Origin of the sequence: Pseudomonas sp. HB05 (assembly GCF_016756915.1) — a bacterium.
Classification (GTDB): domain Bacteria; phylum Pseudomonadota; class Gammaproteobacteria; order Pseudomonadales; family Pseudomonadaceae; genus Aquipseudomonas; species Aquipseudomonas alvandae.
On sequence record NZ_JAESPG010000010.1, the window covers coordinates 44,209 to 57,530 of the forward strand.

Sequence of the window (13,322 nt, forward strand, 5' to 3'; positions counted from 1 at the left end):
TAGCAAAGAAGAGAGTTAATCCGAATATGCCCACCCGCTCGAAGATCATCTATACCTTCACCGACGAAGCGCCTGCCCTCGCCACCTATTCGCTGCTGCCGATCGTCGAAGCCTTCACCGCTTCGGCCGACATCGCCGTGGAGACCCGCGACATCTCCCTCGCAGGGCGCATCCTGGCCAGCTTCCCCGAGCAACTGGGTGACAAAGCCGTAGCCGACCACCTCGCCGAACTGGGCGACCTGGCCGTTACGCCTGAAGCCAACATCATCAAGCTGCCGAACATCAGCGCCTCGGTGCCGCAACTGCAGGCCGCGATCAAGGAATTGCAGGCCCAGGGCTACGCACTGCCGGATTACCCGGAAACCGTGACCACCGACGCCGAGAAAGAAGCTCGCGCTCGCTATGACAAGGTCAAGGGCAGCGCCGTGAACCCGGTCCTGCGCGAAGGCAACTCCGACCGTCGTGCGCCGCTGTCGGTCAAGAACTACGCCCGCAAGCACCCGCACAAGATGGGCGCCTGGGCTGCCGACTCCAAGTCCCACGTCGCTCACATGAACGCCGGCGATTTCTACGGCAGCGAAAAAGCCGCCCTGATCGACGCCGCGGGCAGCGTGAAGATCGAGCTGATCGCCAAGGACGGCACCGCCACCGTCCTGAAGGAAAAGACCACCGTTCAAGCCGGTGAGATCCTCGATTGCGCCGTGCTGAGCAAAAACGCCCTGCGCAACTTCATCGCCGCCGAAATCGAAGACGCCAAGCAAAAAGGCGTCCTGCTGTCGGTCCACCTGAAAGCCACCATGATGAAGGTCTCCGACCCGATCATGTTCGGCCAGATCGTCGCCGAGTACTACAAGGACGCGCTGACCAAGCACGCCGAAGTGCTGGAGCAGATCGGTTTCAACCTGAACAACGGCATCGGCGACCTGTACGCCCGCATCAAGGCCCTGCCGGCCGAGCAGCAGGCCCAGATCGAAGCCGACATCCAGGCGGTCTACGCCATTCGTCCAGCACTGGCGATGGTCAACTCCGACAAGGGCATCACCAACCTGCACGTGCCGAGCGACGTCATCGTCGACGCCTCGATGCCAGCCATGATCCGTGACTCCGGCAAGATGTGGGGCACCGACGGCCAGTTGCATGACACCAAGGCCGTGATCCCGGATCGCTGCTACGCCACCATCTACCAGGCGGTGATCGAAGACTGCAAGCAACACGGCGCCTTCGATCCGACCACCATGGGCAGCGTGCCGAACGTTGGCCTGATGGCCAAGAAAGCCGAAGAGTACGGTTCCCACGACAAGACCTTCCAGATCAAGGCCGACGGCGTGGTCCGCGTTTCGGACAACAACGGTCGCACCCTGCTGGAGCAGAACGTCGAGGCTGGCGATATCTTCCGCATGTGCCAGACCAAGGACGCGCCGATCCAGGATTGGGTCAAGCTGGCCGTCAACCGTGCCCGCGCCAGCGCCACCCCGGCGATCTTCTGGCTCGACCCGATGCGTGCCCACGACGGCGTGATGATCGAGAAGGTCCAGGCTTACCTGAAGGACCACGACACCAGCGGCCTGGACATCCGCATCATGTCGCCTGTCGACGCGATGAAATTCACCCTGGCTCGCACCCGCGAAGGCAAGGACACCATTTCGGTGACCGGCAACGTACTGCGCGACTACCTGACCGACCTGTTCCCGATCATGGAACTGGGCACCAGCGCCAAGATGCTGTCGATCGTGCCGCTGATGAACGGTGGCGGCCTGTTCGAAACCGGCGCCGGCGGTTCGGCACCCAAGCACGTGCAGCAACTGCTGGAAGAAAACTTCCTGCGCTGGGATTCCCTGGGCGAGTTCCTGGCCCTGGCCGCTTCCCTGGAACACCTGGGCGTGACCTACAACAACCCCAAGGCGCTGGTGCTGGCCAAGACCCTCGACCAGGCGACTGGCGAGTTCCTGGATCGCAACAAGTCGCCTTCGCGCAAGGTCGGCGGCATCGACAACCGCGGCAGCCACTTCTACCTGACCCTGTTCTGGGCCCAGGCATTGTCCGCCCAGGATGACGACGCAGCCCTCAAGGCGCAGTTCACCACCCTGGCCAAGACCCTGACCGACAACGAAGAAAAAATCGTTGCCGAGCTCAATGCGGTCCAGGGCAAGCCCGTGGACATCGGCGGCTACTACTTCGCCAACCCGGAACTGACCCGCAAGGCCATGCGCCCGAGCAACACCTTCAACGCGGCGATTGCTGCGCTGGTGTAAGGTTGCAAGGAAGCACCACGAACCCCGGCCTTGTGCCGGGGTTTGTGTTTTTATGCATACCCTATTTGCCCCTGTGGGAGCGGGCTTGCTCGCGAAGGCAATTTATCATTCAACATTTGCATTGACTGACACACCGCTTTCGCGAGCAAGCCCGCTCCCACAGGGGATTCGCATCTCAATCCAACAATAGAGGAACCATCATGGACTGGAACCCCCACATCACCGTCGCCACCATCGTCGAAGACCACGGCCGCTTCCTGATGGTGGAAGAATCCAAGGGCGGCCGCGCAGTACTCAACCAGCCCGCCGGCCACCTGGACCCCAACGAAACCCTGATCGAAGCCGCCGTGCGCGAAACCCTCGAAGAAACCGGCTGGGACGTCGAGCCCACCAGCGTCACCGGCATCTACCTCTACACCGCCCCCAGCAACGGCGTGACCTACCAACGGGTCTGCTTCGCCGCCAAAGCCCTGAAACACCATCCCGAATACCAACTGGACGACGGCATCCTCGGCGCCAAATGGCTGTCCCGTGACGAACTGCTCGAACAGCGCGATCACTGGCGCAGCGAGCTGATCATCCGCTGCATCGACGATTACCTGGCCGGCCATCGCCATAGCCTGGCGCTTATCCGCCCTTCTCTTTAGCCTTGCGCGCCCGGGCCTGATAGAATCGCGTCCTTTTTCAAGACACTCATTGAATTCCTATGCGTGATCCAGCCTCTTCGAACACCCCAAAGCAACGCGTCATCGTCGGCATGTCCGGTGGCGTGGACTCTTCCGTTTCCGCCCTTCTGCTGATGGAGCAGGGTTATGAGGTGGAAGGCCTGTTCATGAAGAACTGGGAAGAAGACGACGGAACCGAATACTGCACCGCCATGGACGACCTCGCGGACGCCCAGGCCGTGTGCGACAAGATTGGCATCAAGCTGCACACCGCCAACTTCGCCGCCGAGTACTGGGACAACGTGTTCGAGCACTTCCTGGCCGAATACAAGGCCGGCCGCACGCCGAACCCGGACATCCTCTGTAACCGCGAAATCAAGTTCAAGGCATTCCTCGACTACGCGATGATGCTCGGCGCCGACCTGATCGCCACCGGCCACTACGTGCGCCGCCGCGACATCGATGGCCGCACCGAACTGCTCAAGGGCCTGGATCCGAACAAGGACCAGAGCTACTTCCTGCATGCCGTCGGCGGCGAGCAGATCGCCAAGACCCTGTTCCCGGTCGGCGAACTGGAAAAGCCCGAAGTGCGCGCGATTGCCGAGAAACACCAGCTCGCCACCGCCAAGAAGAAGGATTCCACCGGCATCTGCTTCATTGGCGAGCGTCGCTTCAGCGACTTCCTCAAGCAGTACCTGCCGGCCCAGCCGGGCGAGATCAAGACCACCGAAGGCGAGGTCATCGGCCGTCACCATGGCCTGATGTACCACACCATCGGCCAGCGCCAGGGCCTGGGCATCGGCGGGTTGAAAGACGCTGGTGAAGAGCCATGGTATGTGCTGGTCAAGGACCTGGAGCACAACGAGCTGATCGTCGGCCAGGGCAACGACCACCCATGGCTGTTCTCCGGCGCCCTGCTCGCCTCCGACATCTATTGGGTCAACCCGATCGACCTCAGCGAACCGCGCCGCCTGACGGCCAAGGTTCGTTATCGCCAGAGCGACCAGCCTTGCACGCTGGAGAAAACCGCCAGCGGTTATCGCGCGACGTTCGATGATCCGCAGCGAGCCGTCACGCCCGGCCAATCCGTGGTGTTCTACGACGGCGAAATCTGCCTGGGCGGCGGCGTGATCGAAGTCGCCGAGCCATGGAGCAGCAAGGCATGACGCCGATCCAGGAACAACTGACGGCGCTGGGCGGAGTGTTTCTCGCCGCCGTGCTGGTGGATCGCATCGCCAAGACCGGCCAGACCAACGAAGCCGGGCTGGGCTGCATGCTCGGCAGCCTTCTGGTGCGCGACCCCAAGGACACCCTGGAAGTCTACGGCGGCGATGACCTGAACCTGCGCGAAGGCTATCGCGCCTTGATCGGCGCCCTGGAACGCGACCCCAGCGCCCTGCAACGCGAACCGCTGCGCTACGCCTTGTCGATGCTGGGCCTGGAGCGTCAGTTGGCCAAGCGCGACGACCTGCTGGAAACCATCGGCAAGCGCCTGCCGCAGATCCAATCCCAGGTCGAACATTTTGGCCCGTCCCACGAAAACGTGATCGCCGCGTGCGGCGCGCTGTACCAGGACACCTTGAGCACCCTGCGCCAGCGCATCCAGGTGCATGGCGACATGCGCAACCTGCAACAACCGAGCAATGCCTCGAAGATCCGCGCGCTGTTGCTGGCCGGGATCCGCTCGGCACGCCTGTGGCGGCAGTTGGGCGGCCATCGCTGGCAACTGGTGATCAGCCGACGCAAATTGTTGAAAGAGCTGTACCCATTGATGCGCAACGAATAAGTCGCCTCGACCTTTTTTGTAGCAAGGGAGCTTGCCTCACTGGACCGTAGGAGCAAGCTCCCTCGCCACAGGTAATAAACAGCTTTATCTCGTTACGCGTAACACGCCGGTCAGTTGGCGACGGACCGGCGTCTGTTTTCATGTATGATACGCGCCCCATTTCGTTGCCCGACTGTCCGAGAACACCCCATGCAGCTCTCTTCGCTCACTGCGGTTTCCCCTGTAGACGGCCGCTACGCCGGCAAAACCCAGGCCCTGCGCCCGATTTTCAGCGAGTACGGCCTGATCCGTGCCCGCGTCCTGGTTGAAGTGCGCTGGCTCCAGCGCCTCGCCGCCCACCCTGGCATTGGCGAAGTCCCGGCCTTTTCCGCCGAGGCCAACGCAGTGCTGAACGCCCTGGCCGACAATTTCGCCCTGGAGCACGCCGAGCGCGTCAAAGAGATCGAGCGCACCACCAACCACGACGTCAAGGCGATCGAATACCTGCTCAAGGAGCAGGCGGCCAAGCTGCCGGAACTGGCCAACGTCAGTGAGTTCATCCACTTCGCCTGCACCAGCGAGGACATCAACAACCTGTCCCACGCCCTGATGCTGCGCGAAGGCCGTGACGACGTGCTGCTGCCGCTGATGCGCCAGACCGCCCAGGCCATCCGCGAGCTGGCGATCCGTTTCGCCGACGTGCCGATGCTGTCGCGCACCCACGGTCAACCGGCTTCGCCGACCACCCTGGGCAAGGAACTGGCGAACGTGGTCTACCGCCTGGAGCGCCAGATCGCCCAGGTTGCCGCCGTGCCACTGCTGGGCAAGATCAACGGCGCCGTGGGCAACTACAACGCCCACCTGTCGGCCTACCCGGACATCGACTGGGAAGCCAACGCCCGCGCCTTCATCGAAGACGAACTGGGCCTGAGCTTCAACCCGTACACCACCCAGATCGAGCCACACGACTACATCGCCGAGCTGTTCGACGCGATCGCACGTTTCAATACCATCCTGATCGACTTCGACCGTGACATCTGGGGGTACATCTCCCTGGGTTACTTCAAGCAGCGCACCATTGCCGGGGAAATCGGTTCCTCGACCATGCCCCACAAGGTCAACCCGATCGACTTCGAAAACTCCGAAGGCAACCTGGGCATCGCCAACGCGCTGTTCCAGCACCTGGCGAGCAAGCTGCCGATCTCCCGCTGGCAGCGCGACCTGACCGACTCCACCGTGCTGCGCAACCTGGGCGTGGGTTTCGCCCACAGCGTCATCGCCTACGAAGCCAGCCTCAAGGGCATCAGCAAGCTGGAGCTCAACGAGCAGAAGATCGCCGCTGACCTGGACGCCTGCTGGGAAGTCCTGGCCGAGCCGATCCAGACCGTGATGCGTCGCTACAACATCGAAAATCCGTATGAAAAGCTGAAAGAACTGACCCGTGGCAAGGGCATCAGCCCAGAAGCGCTGCAGACTTTCATCGATGGCCTGGACATGCCGGCCGACGCCAAGGCTGAACTGAAGAAGCTGACCCCGGCCAGCTACATCGGCAACGCGGCGGCACAAGCCAAGCGCATCTGATCCATCGCTTCACCTTGAGACGCCCGGCCGCGCCGGGCGTTTTTATTCGCGTCTGAAAAGTATATTTTTTCAATAGGTTACACATGAATCCTGACATTCCACTGCAACTCCTGGGCGGTATCACGGCACGGGAGTTCCTGCGCGACTACTGGCAGAAGAAACCCCTGCTGATCCGCCAGGCGATTCCTGATTTCGAAAGCCCGATCGATGCCGACGAACTGGCCGGCCTTGCCCTGGAAGAAGAGGTCGAATCGCGCCTGGTGATCGAGCACGGCGAGCGCCCGTGGGAGTTGCGTCGCGGCCCGTTCGCCGAAGATGAGTTCAGCAAACTGCCCGAGCGCGAGTGGACCTTACTGGTGCAGGCGGTCGATCAATTCGTCCCGGAAGTCAGCGAGCTGCTGGAGCATTTCCGCTTCCTGCCGAGCTGGCGCATCGACGACGTGATGATCAGCTTCGCCGCCCCGGGTGGCGGCGTGGGCCCGCACTTCGACAATTACGACGTATTCCTGCTGCAAGGCCACGGCAAGCGCAACTGGAAGATCGGCCAGATGTGCGACTCCGAAAGCCCGCTGCTGCCCCACGCGGACCTGCGCATCCTCGCCGATTTCGAGGCCACCGACGAGTGGATCCTGGAACCCGGCGACATGCTCTACCTGCCGCCACGCCTGGCTCATTGCGGCGTCGCCGTGGACGATTGCATGACTTACTCGGTCGGCTTCCGCGCACCGAGCGCCGCCGAAGTCCTGACCCACTTCACCGACTTCCTCAGCCAGTTCCTACCGGATGAAGAGCGTTACACCGACGCCGATGCACGCCCGGTGACCGACCCGCACCAGATCCAGCACGACGCCCTGGACCGCCTCAAGGGCCTGCTGGCCGAACACATGAGCGACGAGCGCTTGCTGCTGACCTGGTTCGGCCAATTCATGACCGAGCCACGCTACCCGGAATTGGTGGTGGGCCCGGAACTGGAAGAAGACGACTTGCTGGCCGGCCTGGAACAGGGCGCAGTGATCATCCGCAACCCGAGCGCGCGCCTGGCCTGGTCGGAAGTCGATGACGACCTGCTGCTGTTCGCCAGTGGCCAGAGCCGTTACCTGCCGGGCAAGCTGCGTGACCTGCTGAAGATGATCTGCGCCGCCGACGCGCTGCACATCGAAAACCTCGGCCCATGGCTGGCCGATGAAGACGGTCGCGGTCTCATCCATGAATTGGTCAAGCAAGGCAGCCTGGGGTTCGCCGATGAATAAAATTCACGTTCGTGTCGCAGACTGGCAAAAGGATAACGCCGAGATCCGGCGCATTCGTGAAGCGGTGTTCATTGCCGAGCAATCCGTACCACCGGAGCTGGAGTGGGATTCGGATGATCAGGACGCCGTGCATTTCCTGGCTCTCGAAGGCGACTTCCCGATCGGCACCGCGCGCCTGTTGACCGATGGCCATATCGGCCGGGTGTCAGTCCTCAAGGATTGGCGCGGGCTGAAGGTCGGCGACGCGCTGATGCAGGCGGTGATTGCCGAGGCCGAGAAACGCGGGCTCAAGCAGCAGATGCTCAGTGCCCAGGTACACGCCACGCCGTTCTATGAGCGGCTGGGGTTTGCGGTGGTCAGCGAGGAGTTTCTCGAAGCCGGCATTCCGCACGTGGACATGGTGCGGCGTTCGGCCTGAACCCCGCAGGAAGCACCACCATAATGCCCTGTGGCGAGGGGATTCATCCCCGCTGGGTTGCGCAGCAACCCCAATGAAGCTGCCTGGATTCAAACTGACACACCGCAGCGACTGATTTGGGGCTGCTTCGCAACCCAGCGGGGATAAATCCCCTCGCCACGAAAGCGTCCTGCAACACCCAAAACGCCCCGCCATCCTCCGATGCCGGGGCGTTTTGCCGTCTACCATTCAACTTGCCCCACTCGGGGCCGACAAACTGGCAATATCAAGCCTTTGTCTCGCGGAGAAATGGACATGTCCCTACGCACCTTGCTGACCACCCTCCTGCTCGGTTGCAGCCTGTCAGTCATGGCCGACACGCAAGTCGTGCCACTGAACTACCGCACCAGCGCCGACCTGCTGCCGGTGGCGCAGAACTTCATCGGCAAGGACGGCCAGGTCAGCGCCTACGGCAACCAACTGATCGTCAACGCCGAGCCTGGCAAGATCGAAGAACTCCGGCAATTCCTGGCTCAATTGGACACCGCGCCCAAGCGCTTGCTGATCACCGTAGACACCAACGAAAACAACTTGCAGGGCGACCAGGGCTACTCGATCAACGGCGCCGCGCCCAGCCAGACCCGCATCATCAACCGCAGCACGGCCAGCCGTGACGGCGGCGTACAGCAGATCCAGGCCAGCGAAGGCCAACCAGCGCTGATCCAGGTCGGCCAGAGCGTGCCTTTCACCAGCAACCAGACTGACGGCTACGGTCGCATGCAAAGCCAGACCGAATACCGCAACGTCACCCAAGGTTTCTACGTCACCGCCAGCGTCACCGGCGAGACCGTTCATCTGAACATCAGTACCAACCGTGACCGTATGAGCCAGGAACGTCCCGATGTAGTGAACGTGCAAAGTACCGACACAACCGTCAGCGGACGCCTTGGCGAATGGATCACCCTGGCTGGGGTGAATCGCCAGACTCAGGCCGACAAACAGGGCCTGACCCGCAGCTACTCGACCCAAGGCCGCGACGACATGATTCTGCGGGTGAAGGTCGATACCTTGAACTGAAGCACCAGAAACTGACTGATGAGTCGTATTAGACCAAAGATGTAGTGCCATAAAAAAAGCACTACAAAACGTTTGACGAGCCAAAAAACCGAAGGCATGATGGCCTCGCTCCCGCTAATCAGGGGCCCTGGCAAGGGCCTTCGGGTCGATGCTTGCAACCACCCTGCGAGCCGATTCGTGTCTGTACCGCCCACAAGGTGTGTTTGACGAGGTTGCGACTGGAACGAAGTTGTCCCGAGGGACGGAAGCGTAACTAGGTAACCCGGCATCACTCTGAGTTCGTATAAAGGCCCACGACGCCCGAATGCGCCCGCAGTTCGCCCCTACCTGCTCACTTTCCCCTCGAGCCCATCGTTCATCCCGTCGCCACCCCGCCTTGACCGACTTGTATGCCAGCCTCCTGGTCAGCGAGCAGCCCTTCACACCCATGACGGGTGCGATTGGCAAGCTGGAATCTTCCAGCCCAGAACGACCATCCATACAAGACGCGACGAGGTTTATTTCCATGGCACTGACACGCGAACAGCAAATTGCAGCCCTTGAAAAAGACTGGGCTGAGAACCCGCGCTGGAAAGGCGTGAAGCGCAATTATTCCGCTGCTGACGTCGTCCGTCTGCGTGGCTCGGTTCAACCTGAGCACACCTTCGCGAAGATGGGCGCCGAGAAGCTGTGGAACCTGGTGACCCAGGGCGCCAAGCCAGCCTTCCGTCCCGAGAAAGATTTCGTCAACTGCATGGGCGCCCTGACCGGCGGCCAGGCTGTGCAGCAGGTCAAGGCCGGCATCCAGGCGATCTACCTGTCGGGCTGGCAAGTGGCCGCGGACAACAACTCCGCCGAGTCCATGTACCCTGACCAGTCGCTGTACCCGGTGGATTCGGTTCCAACCGTGGTCAAGCGCATCAACAACTCGTTCCGTCGTGCCGACCAGATCCAGTGGAAAGCCGGCAAGAACCCGGGCGACGAAGGCTACATCGACTACTTCGCGCCAATCGTGGCTGACGCCGAAGCCGGTTTCGGCGGCGTGCTGAACGCCTACGAGCTGATGAAGAGCATGATCGAGGCAGGCGCCGCCGGCGTTCACTTCGAAGACCAACTGGCATCGGTGAAGAAATGCGGCCACATGGGCGGCAAGGTACTGGTTCCGACCCAGGAAGCCGTACAGAAGCTGACCGCTGCCCGCCTGGCCGCCGACGTTGCCGGCGTACCGACCATCATCCTGGCCCGTACCGACGCCAACGCCGCTGACCTGCTGACCTCCGACTGCGACCCGTACGACCAGCCGTTCGTGACAGGTACCCGCACCCCGGAAGGTTTCTACAAAGTGCGCGCCGGCCTCGACCAGGCCATCGCCCGCGGCCTGGCCTACGCCCCGTATGCCGACCTGATCTGGTGCGAAACCGCCAAGCCGGACCTGGACGAAGCCCGTCGTTTCGCTGAAGCGATCAAAAAGGAATACCCGGACCAACTGCTGTCCTACAACTGCTCGCCTTCCTTCAACTGGAAGAAGAACCTGGACGACGCGACCATCGCCAAGTTCCAGCGCGAACTGTCCGCCATGGGCTACAAGCACCAGTTCATCACGCTGGCCGGCATCCACAACATGTGGCACAGCATGTTCAACCTGGCGCACGACTACGCCCGCAACGACATGACGGCCTACGTGAAGCTGCAAGAGCAGGAGTTCGCTGACGCCGCCAAGGGTTACACCTTCGTGGCTCACCAGCAGGAAGTGGGCACTGGCTACTTCGACGACATGACCACCGTGATCCAGGGCGGCGCCTCGTCCGTGACCGCGCTGACCGGGTCGACCGAAGAAGAACAGTTCCACTGATCCAAAAAGCAAGCGGCCCTTGCGGACCGAATAAAAACTAACCGCAAAGCCGACGATCTGAAGCCCCGACTGGTTCGGGGCTTTTTTTTGCCGGTTTCCCCGGTTCGTTTTTCATACCTTGAAATGACTGACCAACTGCTGCAACTGGTTGCCCAGGCGCGCCAGTTCGACGCTGGAGGCTGCGGTTTCTTCGCTGGCCGAGGCGGTCTGCTCGGATACATCGCGCACGCTCAGGATACTCCGGCTGATTTCCTCGGCCACCGAGCTTTGCTGCACCGCCGCGGCGGCAATCTGTTGGTTCATGGCCTGGATGCCCGACACCGCCTGGGTGATGTTGCCCAGGGATGCGCCAGCCTTGCCCGCCAATTCCACGCTGCTGTCGGTCAGCTCGCGGCTATTTCGCATCATGCTCGATACCTGGCGCGTGCCGTTCTGCAAGCCCGCCACCAGGTTTTCAATCTCTTCGGTGGAATGCTGGGTACGCTGGGCCAGCCCACGTACTTCGTCGGCGACCACGGCAAAACCGCGCCCGGCGTCGCCCGCGCGAGCGGCCTCGATGGCCGCGTTGAGGGCCAGCAAGTTGGTCTGTTCAGCCACCGCCCTGATCACGTCCATGATCGTGCCGATGCGCCCGCTTTCCTGTTCCAGCTCACTCATGGCTTCGACCGAGCGACCGACCTCGCTGGCCAGGCGCTCAATCTGAACGATGGCTTGCGCGACCACTTGGTCGCCAATACGGGCTTGCGCATCGGCCTCAGATGCGGCCGCGCGCGCTTGTTCGGCATTACGCGCGACCTCATGCACAGTGACCGACATTTCGTGCATGGCGGTCGCCACCTGATCGGTCTCGGTCTTCTGGCTGTTGACCCCGGCGCTGGTCTGCTCAGTGACAGCCGACAGCTCTTCGGCGGCGCTGGCAATTTGGGTAACACCATCGCGAATGCCAGCGATCAGGTCACGCAAGGTGGCGCCCATGCGCTGGATACCCTGCTGCAACATCCCCAGCTCATCACTACGGGTCACGACCCTGTGTTGCGTGAGGTCGCCTGCGGCAATGCGATCGACCACCGCCAATGTGTCTCGCAACGGCCGGGTAATCTGGCGGGTAATGATCAGCGCGGCAAAAATCCCCAACACCATCGCCAAGGCAGCACAGCTCAACTGCAGGATGCGAGCCTGGGCGCTGTCTTCGTCCCGGGAGACGAGTTGGCTGGCATACATCTCGTCACACAGGCGAGTGATGGTTTCACCCAGATCGACCGTGTCCTGCACGGCCTTGCCAATGGCCCGGGTGCTGGCCGTGAAGTCCTGCACCGAACGGCGGTAAGCAACCAGCGCGGTTTCCAGTTGCTTGAAGGTGTCGGCGTAGGCCGGACCGAACGCGCCGTTGAGGGTTTCGATGCCCTTGAGCGTATTTTCGAGCTGGCGGTTGGCGGCCTGCTCGGTGGCGCTGTTGGGGTTGCCGGTATAGCCACGCACTTCATAACGCACCAGCGCCACGTCCTCTTTTGCCTTGAGGATGATCCTGTACAGCTCGAAACGGCGCTCATCCGAGGCAGGCATTGCTTGTACATCGTCGATGACCTTGGCAATCAGCGCGGCGCCCTTGACGGCATTGACGCCCATCTCCTTGCGCATGGCTGCGTCATTGCGATAGGCCTCGCGCATCGTATTCAGCGCCACTTGATATTGCGTGCTGGCTTGCTCGATCAGCGCAAGCTTCTTCAGGTTTTCCGGTTTTTTCAGCTCGCTTGCGAGGCTTTTCTGCTTGGCGACAAACTGCTCCAGCGAGGCCTGGATCAATGCTCCCTTTTGCTCATCGCCCCTGTCCAACTGGTATTGCAAGCGAGCCCGGCGCAGGTGATCAAGGCGGTTGCCGAGCTCGGTGATGCTGGTCATACGATCGGTACGCTCGATCATTTTCCCCAGGCTGAACCAGCCGGTCGCGGCGAGAACGGCGGTCAGTAGCAGCACAACGGCAAAGCCCAAAGCCAGCTTGAGCATAACGCTCATATTCGCGATCCAAGAGTTCATGGCATTCCTTACGGTACTCAGCCGCGAACAAGGAAGGCCGGCGCGGCTATCCAGGAAGCGGGCGTTAGCCTAATCACGTATTGATATAGATGATTAGATGAATGAGTCGCAAAGATAGCCATTTGATATCAAACCTTCAAGACAAGTTGACGATGGCTGGAATGAGCGAAGCGCTGGTCGTCAAAAATCGACAGGAGATCGGACCTGAGGCGCTGGCGCCTGTTGATCGAATGAAAATTGATCGAACGCAGTATCGGGGTGTCTGAAAAGGAGTAAAACGTCCGGCGCTGACAATTGCAGTAGCGGCGATGTAAGAAAGACTCTCATGCATGACAGTAAGTGCATCGTGGAAAGGTCGGCACAGATAATAATAATTATCATTTGGAAGGCATTATCATTGTTACATTCCGCGCGAAATATTATTGATGAAGTGACGTCCAGTGCCCACCCGGCCTGGGTTGCAAGGCCAT

11 protein-coding genes and 1 pseudogene are annotated in these 13,322 nt (G+C 61.3%); 10 read left to right on the plus strand and 2 right to left on the minus strand.

Annotation, left to right across the window (positions count from 1 at the left end):
- The first annotated feature begins 26 nt into the window (after positions 1-26).
- The 9 genes from JMN22_RS11685 (at position 27) to aceA (ending at position 10,818) form a co-directional block, all read left to right on the plus strand.
- A complete protein-coding gene (locus tag JMN22_RS11685) occupies positions 27-2,252 on the plus strand; it encodes an NADP-dependent isocitrate dehydrogenase (RefSeq protein WP_198796052.1) in 2,226 nt (741 codons plus the stop codon).
- Positions 2,253-2,452: 200 nt separating this feature from the next.
- Positions 2,453-2,899 (plus strand): NUDIX hydrolase, encoded by a 447-nt coding sequence (locus JMN22_RS11690; RefSeq protein WP_030141332.1) that lies wholly within the window; start codon positions 2,453-2,455, stop codon positions 2,897-2,899.
- A 59-nt stretch (positions 2,900-2,958) separates the two neighbouring features.
- Complete coding sequence (gene mnmA, locus JMN22_RS11695) at positions 2,959-4,083, plus strand: tRNA 2-thiouridine(34) synthase MnmA (RefSeq protein WP_198796051.1); 1,125 nt, start codon at positions 2,959-2,961, stop codon at positions 4,081-4,083.
- Positions 4,080-4,703 (plus strand): high frequency lysogenization protein HflD, encoded by a 624-nt coding sequence (gene hflD, locus JMN22_RS11700; protein ID WP_030141330.1) that lies wholly within the window; start codon positions 4,080-4,082, stop codon positions 4,701-4,703. The genes mnmA and hflD overlap by 4 nt, the downstream gene beginning before the upstream one ends.
- A gap of 189 nt (positions 4,704-4,892) precedes the next feature.
- The gene (gene purB / locus JMN22_RS11705) at positions 4,893-6,263 is read left to right on the plus strand and encodes an adenylosuccinate lyase (protein ID WP_030141329.1); all 1,371 of its coding nucleotides are present in this window, start codon (positions 4,893-4,895) and stop codon (positions 6,261-6,263) included.
- Positions 6,264-6,346: 83 nt separating this feature from the next.
- Positions 6,347-7,513, plus strand: coding sequence for a ribosomal protein uL16 3-hydroxylase (locus tag JMN22_RS11710; RefSeq protein ID WP_030141328.1), 1,167 nt, complete (start codon positions 6,347-6,349; stop codon positions 7,511-7,513).
- A complete protein-coding gene (locus JMN22_RS11715; RefSeq protein ID WP_030141327.1) occupies positions 7,506-7,931 on the plus strand; it encodes a GNAT family N-acetyltransferase in 426 nt (141 codons plus the stop codon). The genes JMN22_RS11710 and JMN22_RS11715 overlap by 8 nt, the downstream gene beginning before the upstream one ends.
- A 294-nt stretch (positions 7,932-8,225) precedes the next feature.
- Positions 8,226-8,987, plus strand: a complete 762-nt coding sequence (locus JMN22_RS11720) for a secretin N-terminal domain-containing protein (protein ID WP_030141326.1) — start codon at positions 8,226-8,228, stop codon at positions 8,985-8,987.
- A 505-nt stretch (positions 8,988-9,492) separates the two neighbouring features.
- A complete protein-coding gene (aceA, locus tag JMN22_RS11725; protein WP_030141325.1) occupies positions 9,493-10,818 on the plus strand; it encodes an isocitrate lyase in 1,326 nt (441 codons plus the stop codon).
- Positions 10,819-10,929: 111 nt separating this feature from the next.
- Here the strand turns inward: aceA and JMN22_RS26825 are convergent, their stop codons facing one another.
- Together JMN22_RS26825 and JMN22_RS26830 are read right to left on the minus strand one after the other, a co-directional pair.
- Positions 10,930-11,817 carry a methyl-accepting chemotaxis protein gene (locus JMN22_RS26825; protein ID WP_407683460.1) on the minus strand — a complete coding sequence of 296 codons (888 nt, stop codon included), beginning with the start codon at positions 11,815-11,817 and terminating at the stop codon, positions 10,930-10,932.
- Positions 11,818-11,832: 15 nt separating this feature from the next.
- Positions 11,833-12,852, minus strand: a pseudogene (locus JMN22_RS26830) (methyl-accepting chemotaxis protein); the annotation flags it as partial.
- A 101-nt stretch (positions 12,853-12,953) separates the two neighbouring features.
- Between JMN22_RS26830 and JMN22_RS11735 the strand changes: the two are divergent.
- The gene (locus JMN22_RS11735; RefSeq protein WP_187293346.1) at positions 12,954-13,118 is read left to right on the plus strand and encodes a hypothetical protein; all 165 of its coding nucleotides are present in this window, start codon (positions 12,954-12,956) and stop codon (positions 13,116-13,118) included.
- Positions 13,119-13,322: the final 204 nt, after the last annotated feature.